This is a genomic window from Sphaerisporangium fuscum (assembly GCF_018531465.1).
Lineage (GTDB): Bacteria > Actinomycetota > Actinomycetes > Streptosporangiales > Streptosporangiaceae > Sphaerisporangium > Sphaerisporangium fuscum.
The window spans coordinates 160293-175015 of record NZ_JAHDTF010000019.1 but is presented as its reverse complement, the minus strand read 5'-3'; the positions used below and the strand labels follow the sequence as shown (position 1 = coordinate 175015).

Genomic DNA, 14723 nt, shown 5'->3' with positions numbered 1-14723 from the left:
AGGGATGGTTACCAAGCTCGGCTTGTCCCTCGAAAGACCGCTCTCCGCCTTGCGGGCCTGGGCCGAGACGCACATGCCGGAGATCGACCGCAACAACCGGCTGGCGGACGAGTCGCCCTCCGACCAGGTCACGGCCACTGGTCGATGACCGCGGCAAGGACGGTCGCCTCGCTCTGCCGTACCGCGGACGTCAGGACCTTCTCCCGTCCCCCTTCGACCGCCTCCTGACCCCGGCGGCCGGAACCGGTGTCACACCTCGCCGCGTTCGTAGGCGAGGGCGAGTTCGACGCGGGAGCGGAGGCCGGTCTTGGCGTAGACGCGGGTCAGATAGACCTCGACCGTTTTGCGGCTGTAGTGGAGTTCCTCGGCGATCTGGGGGTTGGACAGGCCGCCGGCGACCAGTTCGATGACGCGGCGTTCGGCCGGGGTCAGGGCGGCCGTCGGGGAGGGGGCCAGGCCGGCGGCCTTCAGGTGGTGGGCGGCGCGGTCGCGCCAGGGGGCCGCGCCGAGGTCGGCGAAGATGGCGTGGGCACGGACCAGCTGGGCGCCGTCGCCGAGGGTGCCGAGGACGAGCCGCGCCCGTCCCTCCTCGAACCGCTGGCCGTCCGCACGCGCCAGCTCCAGCGCCGCCTCGGCCCGATCCGCGCTCCTGAAGGCGCCGGCCGACGTCAGCTCGGAGATGAGCCGCGCCCGCGGCACGCCGGTGCGGGCGACGTCCCGCAGCGCCTCCGCCGCGGCCCGCGCCGCGGCCGGCTCCCCGGCGGTGCCGTACATGTGGGCCCGGATGGCGAGCACCCGGTACACCACGTCGGGCGGTCCGCCGGCCGCCTCGTCCAGCAGGCGGGCGGCCGTCGTACGGTCGCCGAGGCCGAACGCGTGCCTGGCGCGGAACATCGCCCGCAGCGACACCTGCAGGACGCAGTCCGGCGGCGGATCGGCGAAAAGGCGCTCCGCCTCGGCGTATCTCCCCTGGTCGAGCAGGATGTCGATCTCGATGTTCCGCAGCAGTGCGACGTTCTCCACCAGTCCCGCGTCGCCCAGCGTGACCGCGTCGGAACGGATGTCGCGCAGGGCGTGGTCCCACTCGCCGCCGAGGCGCCGCACCACCGCCATCGTGCGGACGTGCTGTCCGGCGATGTTGTGCCAGCCCAGCCCCCGGTAGATCTGCTCGGCCTGTGAGAGCAGGTCGAGGGCGCGGGTGCGGGCGCCCCCACTGGCCAGCAGGTGGGCCGCCGACTCCAGGGACGCCAGCCGCGCGGCGGGCGGCAGCGCGGCCGAGGCCGACAGCAGGGCGGACAGCGCGCGCTCGGTTTCCTCCCACCTGCCGTTGATGATCGCGTTCCCGGCCAGCCCGGTGAGGGCGATCACCAGGTCCTCGGGCGGGCATCCCGGCAGCGCCTTCCAGGCCTCCGCCGCCGGCCGCGCCGAGTCCAGCCCGAGCTGTGTGGCGCAGACGGCCTGCTGGGCGAGCAGGGCGGTACGGTCGTCGGCGTGGGGGAGTCGCTCCTCGGCGATCGACACCGCCTCGCGGTACCGTCCCATGGCCCGGGCCGCGTTCACCATGGTCTGCGCGGTGCGGGTGTGCCGCCGTCCCGGTGGGAGTACGGCGAGGGCGGCCCGTCCGGCGCGCAGCGCCTCCATCGGGCGTGACCCCTTCCAGTACGACAGCGCCTGCCGGGCGAGCAGCACGCCGCGCTCCTCCGGCGCGGCGAGCTCGGCCGCCCGGCCGTACCAGTGGCCGGCCGACAGGGGAGCCGTCCAGCGGGTGGCCTCGGCGGCGCGCAGGACGGCGGCCAGCGCCTCGGCGTTCGTCCCGCCCTCGGCGACGTGGGTCGCCCACTCCAAGACCCGGCGCGTGCCGGTCAGGCCCCGCCGTCGCAGCAGTTCGGCGATGCGCGCGTGCACGCGCCGCCGCTCGGCGGGGCCGAGGTCGGCGTACAGGGCGTCGGCGACCAGCGGGTGCGCGAACTCGTAGGTGTCGTCGGAGGTCGCCACGACGAGGCCGTCGCGCACCAGCCCGTCGAACGCGCGCTCGGCCTGTCCCGGGTCGAGCCCGGCCACCTCGGCGAGCGCCGGGAGGTCACCGGTCCGCGCGGGACGGGTACGGCGCAGCGCCGCCAGCACCCGGGCGAGGTCCCGCCCGCCGCGGTCGCGCTGGAACAGGCGGCTGAGGATGGCGCCCCGGCGCGGCCCGGGGTAGGTGGACTGCACGGCACCGCCCTGCACGAGGGTCAGCACCGCCTCGCGGACGAACCACGGGTTGCCCCGGCTCTCCTCGTGGACGCGCCGCACGACCGGTTCGCTGGGTGTGCGGCCCAGCACGGCGGTGACCAGCGCGGTGACCTCGTCCAGCGACAGGGGGCTGAGGCGGACGACCAGGTCGGCGTCCATCGCGGGCAGCCGCCGCGCCGTACCGGCCACGGCGAGGTCGCGGACGCGGCGGGGGAGGTACGACAGGACGCCGAGGGTGTCGGCGTCGGCCAGGTGCAGGTCGTCGATGGCGAGAAAGGTACGTCCGGGCAGCCGTTCGAGCAGGTTGGCGGTGCGGACGGCGGGGGCCGAGCCGGTGGCGCCGAGCGCGGCCTCGTCGATGGCGCACAGCAGGTCCTTCAGCGGCTCACGCGCGGCGGGGACCGAGTGGAGGGGGCCGAGCGCGTCGGCGAGGGAGGCGTAGGCGAGACCGCTGCCGAAGTCGCGGGCCTGGCCGTGGAGCACGCGGTAGCCCATGTCCTTGGCCAGTGCCTCGGTCCGGGCGAGCAGGTGGGTCTTGCCGATGCCGGCCTCGCCGTGGATCAGCAGGGTCACGGGAGGGCGGAGCAGGGCCGACTCCAGCCGCCGCAGCAGCGCCGGCCGGCTCTCCGACACCGAGGTCCCGGCCTCGGTGTCAGGGGGACGTGGTGGGCTCCCGGAGCGGGTGGCCGGATGGGAGCCGTCGCCGCGTTCGCCCCGCTCCCGCACCGGTCACCGTCCCCGGCCGGTGGATAAGGACGCGTCGTGGACGGCGAGGGCCGCGGTGAGCAGCATGTCGTACACGGACTCCTGGGGCAGGTCCATGGTCTTCACGACGGCGAAGTACAGCGAGCCCATGACGGCCCACGCCCGCACGCGCGAGGCGTCGTCGGGGGACGGGCCGGCCAGCTTGGCGTAGATCTCGTCGCGGAAGGCCCGGATCGTCTCGCCGGGGGAACCGGGAGGGGCGCCGTCGGCGCCGCCGATGTCCTCCATGAGGAGCCCGATGACGGCGCGGTGCCGGACCACGAAGTCGGTCAGCGGCTCGATGAAGCTGCGCGGATCGGGGCCGAAGTCGCGGCCGAGCAGGGCGATGAGGTCGTCGGCCGCCGGCGCGATGAGCTCCGCGGCCAGGCGGTCCTTCGGGTGGAAGTGGTAGGCAACGGCGGTCTTGGTCAGGCCGACCCTGGCGGCGATGTCGGCCAGAGAGGTGGCGGCGTACCCCCGTTCCGCGAACAGCTCGCAGGCGGCCGCGAGGATGCGGCTGCGGGTGTCGTTGCCCCGGTCCAATGTGGTCATCGTCTCACTTCTCAGCGCGGTCGAGCGTTCAAGGATATTCGCGCCTAAGCTTTAAACGTACGTCCTGAACGGCCGTACAGAACGAGCGTCGCAGCAATGTTTCCAATTCCTCAATAGTGTCTTGGACGGTCACCGATGGCTAGCTTCCTGGGTCGACTGGGCGAGTGGTGCGCACGGCACGGGCGTATCGTGCTCGCCGCCTGGCTCATGCTCGCGGCCGCCCTCACGGCGGGCACACTGGTGTTCGGCCGCCCCGTGAGCAGCGACGTCTCTATTCCCGGCACCGACGCCCAGCGGGCGCACGATCTCATGCGCCACGGTTTCGGTCCCGGATACGACCCCGGCGGCAGCGTTCAGCTCGTCCTTTATTCGAAGGACGGATCGCTTCTCGCCACCGCGCGGAAACACGCCGTCGAGGACGCCGTCGCCGAGATTCGCAAGGTGCCGCACGTCGTCCAGGTGGACACGCCCTATCGCGTGGGCGGCCTTTCCTCCAGCCTCCAGATCGGCGTCATCGCCGTCCGGTTGTCGGGCAACGACCACAGCAAGCTCACCGAGACCACCCAGCAGCTCTCGGCGGCCGCCGAGCCGGTGCGGCGGGTCGGCGTCGAGGTCGTTCCCGCCGGCAGCGGCAACCCCGCCGACAAGGAGATCAAGACCGGGGCCAGCGAGATCATCGGCGTGGCGTGCGCCCTGCTCGTGCTGCTGTTCGCCTTCGGCACGCTCGTCGCCGCGCTCGTCCCCATCTTCACCGCGGTCATCAGCCTCGGAGTGGGCCTCGGTGTGATCGGCCTGCTCGGCCACCTCGTGGACGTCCCCAAGCAGGCCGGCGTCATGTCCTCGATGATCGGCCTCGGTGTCGGCATCGACTACGCCCTGTTCCTGCTGTCGCGGCACCGCAAACTGCTCGCCGACGGCGTGCCCGTCCACGAGTCGATCCGCCGTACGGCGACCGGTTCGGGCGGCGCGGTCCTGTTCGCCGGCGGCACCGTCGTCATCGCGCTCAGCGCGCTGATGCTGGCCGGATTCCCCATGCTGCGCACGCTCGGCTGGGTCACCGGCATCTCGGTCGTGTGCGCCGTGCTCACCTCCCTCACCCTGGTGCCCGCGCTGCTCGGCCTCCTCGGCCACCGGATCAACGCGCTGCGCCTGCCGCTGGTCGGACGGGTGCGCGGCTCGGGCGACTCCGGGAGCGGCTGGGCAGGGCTCGGGAACTGGGTCGCGGGCCGCCCGTGGCGGGTACTGCTGGCCTCCCTGCTGGTCATCGGCGCGCTCGCCGCCCCGGCGCTCGCGCTCAAGCTCGGCCCCCTCGACGACGGGTACGGCGACCGCGGGCAGGCGTCGCGGCGGGCGTACGAGCTGATGGAGGCCGGGTTCGGGCCCGGCAGCAACGGCGCGATGATCGTGGTCGGCGAGCTCGACACCAAGGTCGCCTCGGCCGACGCGCCCGTGGTGAAGGATCTGAAGAACCGGCTGGAGCACACCTCCGGCGTCGCGCACGTCGCCCCCGCGAAGATCAACATCTCGGGGATGTCCGTGCTGGTCCAGGTGGTGTCCGACTACCGGCCGAGCGATCCCCGCGCCGGCGACGTGGTTCGGGCGATCCGCGGCATGCACGTGCCCGGCGTGCAGCTGCACGTGGGCGGCCAGGTCGCGGGCCTGACCGACGCGAGCGACCGCATCGCCGACCGCACACCACCCGTCATCGCCGTCGTCGTGCTGCTCAGCGCGCTGCTCCTGCTGCTGGCGTTCCGCGCTCCGGTGGTGGCGCTCAAGGCGGCCCTGATGAACCTCATCTCCCTCGGCGCGGCGTTCGGCGCGCTGGCGCTGGTGTTCTCCTACGGGCTCGGCAGCCGCCTGGTGGGCATGGACCCGCCGGTGTCCATGGACGGCTCCTACCTGTCGACGATCTTCTTCAGCGTGCCGATCGACTCCTACGTGCCGCTGATGCTGTTCGCGGTGCTGTTCGGGCTGTCGATGGACTACGAGGTCTTCCTGCTGACGTCGGTCCGCCAGGCCTACCTGCGCTCCGGTGACAACCGGCGGGCGGTCGCCGACGGACTGGGCGCGACCGGGCGCGTCATCACCTCGGCCGCGCTCATCATGGTCGTGGTGTTCGTCGCCTTCATCGCCTACCCCGACCCGCTGGTGAAGGTGTTCGGCGTCGGGCTCGCGGTCGCGATCGCGGTGGACGCGACGATCATCCGCGGCCTGCTCGTCCCGGCCACGATGGTGCTGCTCGGCCGGGCCAACTGGTGGTGCCCGGCCTGGCTCGACCGTCTCCTGCCCAACCTCTCCATCGCCGACCACGCCGACGACGACGAGCCGGCGGCGTCGGAACACGACAAGCAACTGGTCGGCACCGCGGCGAGCTGACCGCGCCGTACGTCCACGGCCGGGTGCCACCCGAGCACCCGGCCGTGACCCCTTCGGGAACCGGCACCGCGGCCGGGCCGCTCACCCGTACGGCAGGCCGTACTCCATCGCCAGGCCGGCCGCCAGGGAGGCGATCGCCGCGACGGCCGTGGCCGTGGCCAGGAGGCGGGAGTTGGCCCGCCACAGCGTCGTCCAGGAGCCGTCGTCGCTGTGGGCGATGCTCGCCGCCGCCATGATCCAGCGGGCCGCGGCGAAACCGGCGCCGGCCGCCAGGGCTCCCGTCCAGGGGACGGCCAGCAGGAGCGCGGCCAGCACCAGGTGGGGGAGCGAGGACGGGGAGTAGGTGCGCATGCCCGTCCCCATCTCGAAGCCGAACTGGACGCCGCCGAGGACACGCCCCCGGTTGAGGACGTGCTCGGGGACCAGCCGCCGGTTCTCCGGGACCCGCAGCGAGATCATCCCGGTCTCGCGCAGCAGGACCACCGCGGCGAGCGGGCCGAGCAGCGCCAGGCGCACGGGCCAGGGCGCCAGGGCCTGGACCACGCCGCCGAGGACCGCGCCCACGACCGCGACACACCACGCACCGAGCAGAAGGCCGACTCCGAAGAAGGCCAGAGCACCAGAACCGCGCCAGACCGACGCGCTCAGCAGGAACGCCGAGTTGTGGCTTCAAGTGCTGCCGGAGTTGGCGTACCCGGCGATCAGGCCCGCCCACAGGAACAGGACCACGGCCGGCCCTCCGGCCGCCCAGGGCAGGGCCGGCCCGAACACGATCGGGACGGCGACGACCAGGGGGTGGAGGGCCGACCGGCGAAGACGGGTGGTCACAGCTTGCACATCGCGACGGTGAGATCGCTGTGGTAGGTGCCGTCGGCCCACGTCACCTTGGTCCACGCGTCCGAACAGCGGTAGACGCCGCCTCCGTAGGTCCACCGCCAGGCGTTGCGCGTCTTGTCGCCCTCGCCGCAGGCGGTGTCGATGCGGTAGGCCTTGTACACCTCCTCGCCGTTCTTGTGCACGCGCTCGCCCTCGAAGTGGCGGTTGTTGGTGTTGCACGGGTAGGAGCCGATCCGCCAGCCGCCGTAGCACACCGCCGGGCCGGCCCACCAGTTGGCGCGCTCCTGCTCGTACCCGCCGGGGTAGGAGTCCTTGCAGTCGGCGCCGGTCCACTCCGACGTCGGGCCCACGGCGTGCGCGGCGCGGCGGGAGACGAACCAGTCGAACGGCACGAGGGCGGCGGTCATCGCCGAGATCGCCAGCCCCTTCAGCAGGCCGCGGCGCGACACCGGCATCACGGTGATCAGCTCGCGCACGCGGCTCGGCGCCGCCCCGGCGGGCGGCCGGTCCATGCTGGGGATCGAGTCAAGAAGCATGAGCACTCCCTTGGCTGGAGGCGGCCGGTTCGGGCGCGGCCGGCACGAGCTCGGCCAGGAGCGCGGGAACGTCGGTGTCGCCGTAGACGAAGCGCCGGTCGGTGAGGGCGCCGGAGGTGTCGATCACATAGAGGCAGGGGGTGTACCCCTCGTAGAGCGAGCTCCACAGACCGGGGTCGGCGAGCACCGTCCCGCCCTCGAACGTCCCGGCCGCCGTCTCGTCCGGGAGCAGGCCGAGGACCCTGACCTGCGGCAGATGGGCGGCCGTGACGGCGTCCCAGAGGGCGTGGCAGATGGCGCAGGTGCCGTCCAGGAGCACGACCAGGGCGGCCCGCTGCCCCGGCTCGGGCGCGAGGGCGCCGGGCACGAGGCGGGGTTCGTCGGCCAGCCGGGCGCTCCCCGGCGTGAGCGCCGTCGCCTCCAGCCGTCGGACCCGGATGTACACGGCCCCGACGGCCAGCACCGCGAACACCGCGACCAGCAGGGCGAGCAGCGCGAGCGAGGTGGCGAGGCTCATGCGCTCCACGCCACCTTGACGTTCGACATGACGGCGTCGACGCGGTCGTTCTCCGCCGTGCTCCGCAGGCTCGCCGCGCCGGGGCTCCTGGGGAAGACCAGCGTGAAGACGCTGGTGGGGTTGGCGAAGGTGTAGCGCCACTCGAACGGGGTCCCGGCAAGCGCTTTCTGCTGCTCCGGGTCGAGGTCCAGTTGTTCCTTCCACACCTCGGCGTCGCCCTGCGGCGCGCCCTGCCAGGTGGGCAGCCGGTCCTTGGCGGCGCGGGCGTCCCTGATCATCAGGATCAGGTCGTCGCTGACGCCGAGCACCATCGTGCCGTACTGCTGGATCGCCGGCGTGAACATCGGCGTCAGCTTCGCGCCCTCGGGGGCGTCCACGAAACTCACCGAGGAGACGAGCCTGTTGAGGACGACGCGGCGGGGCGCGGGTCCGCTGAACCACGTCGTGGCCTCGTTGTAGGCCCCGGCCCAGACCAGGCAGCTGTCCGAACGGTCGGCGGACTCGAACAGCAGCAGGTCGAAGCCCTGCCTGCGGTACGTCTCCGCCCGGCCGCCGGGAAAGATCTTGTCCGGGATCACCCGGTGGTGGCCCGCCGGGGCGAGGCCGAAGTTGCGCACCAGTCCGGGCCCGGCGAACCGCGTGTGACCGTGCCAGGCCAGAGGTCCGGCCTCCGGCGGCAGGTCGACCGTCACGCGTGCCCCGTCTGCCGACAGCCGGACGGTTTGGGAGATTGTCGCGACCACGTGTGTCCCCTCCATGTGGGAGCGAACGAGGGCGGTTGCCCCCGTCGAAGAGGTAGACGGTCGCGCTCGCGGAAATGTTGTGACGATTTCGGCGGGAGGAGGTCAGTCGAAGACGATGACGCTGCGGGCGACGGCGCCCCGGCGGACGTGTTCGACGGCGGTGTTGACCTCGTCGAGGGGGAGGCGCTCGCTGATCAGGCCGTCGAGGTCGAGGCGGCCCCGGAGGTACTGCTCGGCGAGCATCGGCAGGTCGCGCAGCGGGGCGGCGTCGCCGCCCTGGGTGCCCATCAGGCGGCGGGAGGCGAACAGCAGGGAGGCGTCCACGTCCAGGGTGCTCCCGGGGGGCGGGCTGCCGACCATGACGGTCGTGCCGCCGGGCTGGGTGGCGGCGAACGCGGCGCCGAGGACGCCCGCCACGCCGGTGACGTCGAAGGCGTGGTCGACGCCGCCACGGACGATCTCGCGGACCTGCGCGGGCAGGTCGCCGACCAGGATCGTGTGGGTGGCGCCGAACCTCTCGGCGAGCTTCAGCTTGTTCTCCGCGACGTCGGCGGCGATGATCGTGGTCGCCCCGGCGAGGAGGGCGCCCTGGACGACGTTGAGGCCGACGCCGCCGCAGCCCACGACCAGCACGCTGGAGCCGGGCGGCACGCGGGCGACGTTGAGCACCGCGCCGACGCCGGTGACGACCCCGCAGGCGAGCAGGCACATGACGTCCATCGGCGCGTCCTTGGCGATCTTCACGCACATCGGCTCGTTGACGACGGCGTACTCCGCGAACGAGCCGATGCCGATCATCGGGCGGGCCGGGACGCCGTCCACGCTCAGGCGGGTGGTGCCGTCGGCCATCGTGCCCATGATGGCGGCCATGCGGGCGCGCCCGCCGCACAGGTGGTAGCGGGCGGCGCCGCAGTTGCGGCAGCGCCCGCAGGGGCCGTTCATGGCGATGATGACGTGGTCGCCGGGCCTGACGGCGGTGACGCCGGCGCCGACGCTCTCGACCACGCCCGCGCTCTCGTGGCCGAGGACGAACGGCGGTTCGCGCAGGACGGCGCTCTTGCCGTCCAGGGCCTTGATGTCGGAGCCGCACACCCCGGACGCGGCGATCCTGACGCGCACCTCGCCGGGGCCGGGGTCGGCGATCTCGATCTCCCGGACCTGCATGGGGGCCTTGAACTCGGTCACTACGGCTGCGCGCATCAACATGGGCGGGGCTCCCGTCTGCCACCTGCTGTCCGCCTCGAACGCTAGCGAGGCGGTCCGATCGAAGCAAGCAATTGCTTGGCGGGCAGGGCTTCCATTGACACCGTCGCGGGCCGAACTTACTCTGCGGGCAACCAAGCGAGCGCTAGGGCAAGTGAGGTGCTCGTGAGGGTACGGCGCGAAGGAGTGACATGGGACGGCAGGCGCTCGCAGGGCTCATCGTGGTGGCCGCTCTGGCGGGATGCGCCGGATGCGCGGCCCAGCAGAAGGCGGGCGGCGGGACGGCGCCGGGCGGCGAAGGCGTCACCGCCACCACCGTCAGGGTCGGCGCCGTGCTGACCAGGACCAGTGCCAGCGGGTACTCCACCAAGGACGCCGAGATCGGGGCCCGGGCCCGGTTCGAGCGGGCCAACGCCCAGGGCGGCGTCAACGGCCGCAGGATCGAGTTCGTCGGCGCCGAGGACGACAACCAGGACGCCGCCAAGGGCGACGCGGCGGCCAAGAAGCTCGTGCAGAAGGACGGAGTCTTCGCCGTCGTCCCCGTCCACGCGCCCAACTTCGGCGGCGCGGCCTTCCTCGAACAGAGCAAGGTGCCGTGGTTCGGCTGGGCGACGGGCCCGCAGTGGTGCGGGACCACCACCGGCTTCGGCTACAACGGCTGCCTCGCCCCCAAGCCCGGCGCCGGCTCCCAGACCTGGTGGGGCCACCAGTTCGCCGACCTCATCGGCGGCGCCCAGGGGAAGACCGTCTACGTCCAGACCACCGACTCCAGCGGCAGCAAGTACGGCGGCACCACCATCTCGCAGTCGTTCCAGGCGGCCGGCTTCAGGCTCGCCGGCGTCAATTCGGGCCTGCCCGCCGCCGCGCCGCCCCCCGACTGGCTGCCGTACGTCAACAAGATCATGAAGTCGGCCGGCGGCCGGCCGCCCGACGTCGTCGTCTCCATCATCGCCGGGACCAAGTTCAACACCGGCCTCTACTCCGCCCTCAAGAAGGCCGGGTACAAGGGCTACCTGACCGACGCCACCAGCTACGACGCGGCCATCCTCAAGGACCCGGCCACCGCCCAGGCGCTGGAGGGGGTCGTCGCCGCGCCGATGTTCGAACCCTTCGAGTCCACCGCCCCCGAGATCGCCCAGCTCAGGGCCGACGTCGAGAAGATCGCCCCCGGTACGACGCTGACGCAGCACCTCGCCATCGGCTACTGGTCGGCGGACATCTTCCTCAAGGTGCTGGAGAAGACCGGAAAGGACGTGACCAGGGCGAAGTTCCTGCGGACCGCCAACTCCGGCTTCACCTACGAGAACGCCGGCTTCGGCCGCGTCGACTACCCCAAGGACCACGACGAGCCCAACGGCTGCGGCGCCCTGGTCCGGCTCGTCCACGGCGCCTTCCAGGTCGCCAGGAACATGAAGTGCTTCGACAACGTGCCCCTGAGGTGACCGGCGGGCCACTTCACGGCGGCACGACACCGGTGGCCGGGAGCCGGGCTCCCGGCCACCGGGTCGGCGACACCAGGGGGATGACATGTCGGAGCTCGCCGGATACGTGCTGAGCGGCCTGGTCACCGGCGCCGTCTTCGCGGTCATGGCGTCGGGCCTCACCCTGTCGTACGCGGCGACCGGGGTGTTCAACTTCGCCCACGGCGCGGTCGGCTTCCTGACCGCGCTCGTCTTCTACGAGCTCACGGCCGGCTTCGGCTGGCCGTCGTGGCTCGCCGGGCTCGCCGCGCTCGCGCTGTTCGCCCCGGCCCTGGGGTACGCACTGCACCGCACGATGTTCCGGGGCCTGGCCCAGGCGGGGGAGACCGCGCAGATCGTCGCCACCATCGGGCTGACGATCGCCCTGCCCGCGCTCGGCCTGTGGATCGTGGAGCTGTCGGACGGCCGGCTGCCCGCCGCCGACTCCACCGCCCTGCCGCGCGGCCTCGGCCCCCACCCTCCGGTGACCGCCGAGGCGGCCGGGGTGACGCTGGACTCCGACCAGATCATCACCTTCGCCTTCGCCGCGCTGGCCGCCGCCGGACTGCGGGCGTTCATGCGCCACACGCCGTACGGCCTGCGCATGCGCGCCGCGGTCGACCGCAGGCGCCTGGCCACGCTGCGCGGCATCGACGCCGACGCCGCCTCGGCCCTGGCCTGGATGCTCGGCTCGGCGCTCGCCGGTCTCGCCGGCGTGCTCGCCCTCCCCACGCTCGGGCTGGACTCCACGGCCTTCACCGTCATGTTGTTCGTCTCGGCGACCGCCGCCGTCTTCGGGCGGCTGAGCTCGATCCCGGTGACGTTCGCCGCCGGGCTTGGGCTCGGCGTCGTGCAGAACCTCGTCGCCGGGTACGCCGACTTCGCCGAGAACATCACCGGCCTGCGCACGGCCGTGCCCGTTCTGCTGCTGTTCGCCGGGCTCGTGCTGCTGAACCGCTCCCGCGAACGGGTCGCCGGGTCGTCCGCGGAGGACGCCCCGCCGCCCGACCACCTGGCCGGCCTGCCCGTGTGGCGGCGGCGCGCCCCCTGGATCACGGCCACCGTCGCGCTGCTCGCGTGGACGTTCACCGCGGGCGACTACTACGCCGGCATCGCGGCCCAGGGGCTGGTGCTGGCGCTGATCTTCTGTTCGTTCGTCGTGGTGACCGGCATCGGCGGCATGGTGAACCTGGCCCAGGCCTCGTTCGCCGCCATGGCCGCGCTGACCTGCGGCTGGGCGTTCTCGTCGGGACTGCCCCTGGCCGCGGCGATCCTCACCGGCGTGGCCGCCGCCACCGCCGTCGGGGTCCTGGTGGCGCTGCCCGCGCTGCGGCTCGGCGGGCGCGTCCTCACCCTCGCCACGCTCGCCCTGGCGCTCCTGGCCGACCAGGTGCTGTTCCAGATCGACGCGTTCAGCAACGGCACGATCGGATGGCAGCTGCCCGCGCTCGGCTTCGGGTTCGCCGACACGACCGATCCGCGCGTGCGGGTCGTGCTGCTGCTGGCGCTGATCGGCGTGGTCGGGGTGCTGGTGCGCAACCTCGAGCGGTCGGCGTCCGGCCGTGCCGTCCTCGCCGTGCGGTCGGCCCCGGCCGCCGCGACGACCAGCGGCATCTCCGCGCCCCGGGCGAAGATCCTGCTGTTCGCGCTGTCGTCGGCCGTCGCGGGCCTCGGCGGGGTGCTGTTCGCCGTCTTCAAGGGCTCGGTGACCGCCACCGACCTTCCGGCGTTCGCGGGGTTCGTGTGGATCGCGGTGGTGGTGCTCCAGGGGGTCCGCCGCATCGGCGGGGCGGTGCTGGCGGGCGTCGTGGCGGCGGCGTTCCCGGAGATCCTGGCCGCCCTCGGGCTGTCGGCGCATGTCGGGTCGATCCTTTTCGGCGCGGGCGGCGTGATCCTGGCCCGGCACCCCGACGGCGTCCTCGCCCAGATGGCCGGCATCCGCCACCGCCGGCACGCGCGCCGGGAACGGGCCGGGTCCGCGCGGCGCGCCGCCGTCGTGGAGCGCGCCGGCGCACCGGACGCCGCGCCGCATGCCCCCGGCCGGGACCGCCCGCCGGTCTTCGCGCTGGAGTCCGTCGTCGCGGGGTACGGCGAGGTGACCGTGCTGCGGGGCGTGAGCCTGGCCGTGTGGCCGGGCGAGGTGGTGGCCCTGCTCGGCGCCAACGGCGCCGGCAAGTCCACCGCCTGCGCCGTCGCCGCCGGAGACCTTCCGGTCACCGCGGGAGCCGTGCGGCTGGACGGCGCCGACGTCACCGCCTGGCCCGCCCACCACCGGGCACGGCGCGGCGTGCTGCTCGCCCCCGAAGGACGCGGCGTGTTCCCCGGCCTCACCGTGGAGGAGAACCTCAGGACGTGGCTCCCCGACCCCGGCCCGGTGTACGAACGGCTGCCGCAGCTCGCCGCGCGCCGCACGGTCGCGGCCGGCGCCCTGTCCGGGGGCGAACAGCAACTGCTGACCCTCGCCCCCGCCCTCGTCAGGCCGCCCCGGGTCCTGATCGCCGACGAGCCGTCGCTCGGCCTCGCCCCGCTCGTCGTCGACCAGATCTTCGAGGTCTTCGCCGAGCTCAGGCAGAGGGGAGTGGCGCTGCTGCTGGTGGAGGAGAAGGCCACCGAGACGCTGCGCGTCGCCGACCGGGTGGCGTTCATGCGCTTGGGCCGCATCACCTGGACCGGCCCGCGCGCGGAGGTCGACCCCGAACGCCTCACCGCCGCCTACCTGGGGGTCTCGTGATCGCCGTAGAGGACGTCTCGGTGTCGTTCGGGGGAGTCAGGGCGCTCAGCGAGGTGTCGTTCACGGTCCCGGAGGGGCAGGTCTGCGGCGTCATCGGGCCGAACGGCGCGGGCAAGACCACGCTGTTCGACGTCGTCTCGGGCCTGCGGCGGCCCGGCGCCGGCTCGGTGCGGGTGGGCGGCCGGGACGTGACCGCCGTCCCCGCCGTGCGCCGGGCCCGCGCCGGGGTCCGCCGGACGTTCCAGCGGACCCAGGTGTTCGGCAGGCTCACGGTGGCCGACAACGTCCTGGCCGCCATGGAGTGGCGCGGCGGCGGGGGCGGCCTGCTCGCCGACCTCACCGCCTGGCCGGGGCGGCGGGCCCGGGAGCGGCGCAGGCGCGAGCGCGTGGACGAGGTGCTCGAGCTGTGCGGGCTCTCCGCCCTGCGTGACGCCTACGCGGCCGCGCTGCCGGTCGGCGGGCGGCGGCTGGTGGAGCTGGCGCGGGCGATCGCCGACCGGCCGTCCCTGCTCCTGCTGGACGAGCCCACCTCCGGCCTGGACGCCGGCCAGACCGCTCGGCTGAAGGAGGTCGTCGCCGCCCTGGACACCACTGTGCTGCTGGTGGAACACGACATGGGGTTCGTCATGGAGACCTGTGACCGGCTGATCGTGCTGAACCTCGGCAAGGTGATCGCCACCGGCACGCCGGCCGAGATACGCGGCGACCCCGCCGTGCGGGCGGCGTACCTGGGGTGAGAGCTCCGCCGTCCACGGCGGGGTCGCCGCGTCGCGGGAGTGGTGCCAGGAAGTA

Annotated in this window: 13 protein-coding genes; 5 read left to right on the top strand and 8 right to left on the bottom strand. The window is 73.4% G+C overall.

From position 1 onward, the window contains the following. Positions 1-22 precede the first annotated feature (22 nt). On the top strand, positions 23-148 hold the full coding sequence (locus KIK05_RS48275) for a hypothetical protein (protein WP_284681417.1): 126 nt from the start codon (positions 23-25) through the stop codon (positions 146-148). Between the two features lie 101 nt (positions 149-249). Here the strand turns inward: KIK05_RS48275 and KIK05_RS24210 are convergent, their stop codons facing one another. Together KIK05_RS24210 and KIK05_RS24205 are read right to left on the bottom strand one after the other, a co-directional pair. Continuing rightward, entirely contained in the window at positions 250-2958 is a 2709-nt protein-coding gene (locus tag KIK05_RS24210) for a LuxR C-terminal-related transcriptional regulator (RefSeq protein ID WP_214413098.1), read from the bottom strand. Between the two features lie 3 nt (positions 2959-2961). Then, positions 2962-3528 carry a TetR/AcrR family transcriptional regulator gene (locus KIK05_RS24205; RefSeq protein WP_214413097.1) on the bottom strand — a complete coding sequence of 189 codons (567 nt, stop codon included), beginning with the start codon at positions 3526-3528 and terminating at the stop codon, positions 2962-2964. 135 nt (positions 3529-3663) lie between these two features. Here KIK05_RS24205 and KIK05_RS24200 point away from each other — a divergent pair, with 135 nt between their 5' ends. Next, positions 3664-5904 (top strand): MMPL family transporter, encoded by a 2241-nt coding sequence (locus KIK05_RS24200; protein ID WP_214413096.1) that lies wholly within the window; start codon positions 3664-3666, stop codon positions 5902-5904. An 81-nt stretch (positions 5905-5985) separates the two neighbouring features. On the opposite strand, the gene KIK05_RS24195 is transcribed toward KIK05_RS24200, so the two are convergent. The 6 genes from KIK05_RS24195 to KIK05_RS24170 all read right to left on the bottom strand — a co-directional run bounded on the left by KIK05_RS24195 (position 5986) and on the right by KIK05_RS24170 (position 9743). Continuing rightward, positions 5986-6468, bottom strand: coding sequence for a hypothetical protein (locus tag KIK05_RS24195; protein WP_214413095.1), 483 nt, complete (start codon positions 6466-6468; stop codon positions 5986-5988). Positions 6469-6573: 105 nt separating this feature from the next. Continuing rightward, positions 6574-6732 carry a hypothetical protein gene (locus KIK05_RS24190; protein WP_214413094.1) on the bottom strand — a complete coding sequence of 53 codons (159 nt, stop codon included), beginning with the start codon at positions 6730-6732 and terminating at the stop codon, positions 6574-6576. Beyond that, positions 6729-7277, bottom strand: coding sequence for a hypothetical protein (locus tag KIK05_RS24185; RefSeq protein ID WP_214413093.1), 549 nt, complete (start codon positions 7275-7277; stop codon positions 6729-6731). The genes KIK05_RS24190 and KIK05_RS24185 overlap by 4 nt, the downstream gene beginning before the upstream one ends. Continuing rightward, positions 7267-7794: a hypothetical protein gene (locus KIK05_RS24180; protein ID WP_214413092.1), complete on the bottom strand. Its 528-nt coding sequence runs from the start codon at positions 7792-7794 to the stop codon at positions 7267-7269. Before KIK05_RS24180 ends, KIK05_RS24185 begins: the two co-directional genes overlap by 11 nt. Beyond that, positions 7791-8486: a hypothetical protein gene (locus KIK05_RS24175; RefSeq protein ID WP_214413091.1), complete on the bottom strand. Its 696-nt coding sequence runs from the start codon at positions 8484-8486 to the stop codon at positions 7791-7793. Before KIK05_RS24175 ends, KIK05_RS24180 begins: the two co-directional genes overlap by 4 nt. A gap of 153 nt (positions 8487-8639) precedes the next feature. After that, positions 8640-9743, bottom strand: coding sequence for an alcohol dehydrogenase catalytic domain-containing protein (locus KIK05_RS24170; protein ID WP_214413090.1), 1104 nt, complete (start codon positions 9741-9743; stop codon positions 8640-8642). Positions 9744-9931: 188 nt separating this feature from the next. On the opposite strand from KIK05_RS24170, the gene KIK05_RS24165 reads away from it, so the two are divergent. The 3 genes from KIK05_RS24165 (at position 9932) to KIK05_RS24155 (ending at position 14668) form a co-directional block, all read left to right on the top strand. After that, on the top strand, positions 9932-11182 hold the full coding sequence (locus KIK05_RS24165; RefSeq protein ID WP_214413089.1) for an ABC transporter substrate-binding protein: 1251 nt from the start codon (positions 9932-9934) through the stop codon (positions 11180-11182). Positions 11183-11267: 85 nt separating this feature from the next. Continuing rightward, the gene (locus KIK05_RS24160; protein ID WP_214413088.1) at positions 11268-13931 is read left to right on the top strand and encodes an ABC transporter permease subunit; all 2664 of its coding nucleotides are present in this window, start codon (positions 11268-11270) and stop codon (positions 13929-13931) included. Further along, a complete protein-coding gene (locus KIK05_RS24155) occupies positions 13928-14668 on the top strand; it encodes an ABC transporter ATP-binding protein (RefSeq protein WP_308250085.1) in 741 nt (246 codons plus the stop codon). The genes KIK05_RS24160 and KIK05_RS24155 overlap by 4 nt, the downstream gene beginning before the upstream one ends. The last annotated feature ends 55 nt before the right edge of the window (positions 14669-14723 follow it).

Bases quoted from the DNA above. Each gene is read 5' to 3' on its own strand.
- KIK05_RS24170 (WP_214413090.1), bottom strand. From the start codon at position 9,743: ATGTTGATGCGCGCAGCCGTAGTGACCGAGTTCAAGGCCCCCATGCAG.
- KIK05_RS24180 (WP_214413092.1), bottom strand. From the start codon at position 7,794: ATGAGCCTCGCCACCTCGCTCGCGCTGCTCGCCCTGCTGGTCGCGGTG.
- KIK05_RS24185 (WP_214413093.1), bottom strand. From the start codon at position 7,277: ATGCTTCTTGACTCGATCCCCAGCATGGACCGGCCGCCCGCCGGGGCG.
- KIK05_RS24205 (WP_214413097.1), bottom strand. From the start codon at position 3,528: ATGACCACATTGGACCGGGGCAACGACACCCGCAGCCGCATCCTCGCG.
- KIK05_RS24165 (WP_214413089.1), top strand. From the start codon at position 9,932: ATGGGACGGCAGGCGCTCGCAGGGCTCATCGTGGTGGCCGCTCTGGCG.
- KIK05_RS24160 (WP_214413088.1), top strand. From the start codon at position 11,268: ATGTCGGAGCTCGCCGGATACGTGCTGAGCGGCCTGGTCACCGGCGCC.
- KIK05_RS24200 (WP_214413096.1), top strand. From the start codon at position 3,664: ATGGCTAGCTTCCTGGGTCGACTGGGCGAGTGGTGCGCACGGCACGGG.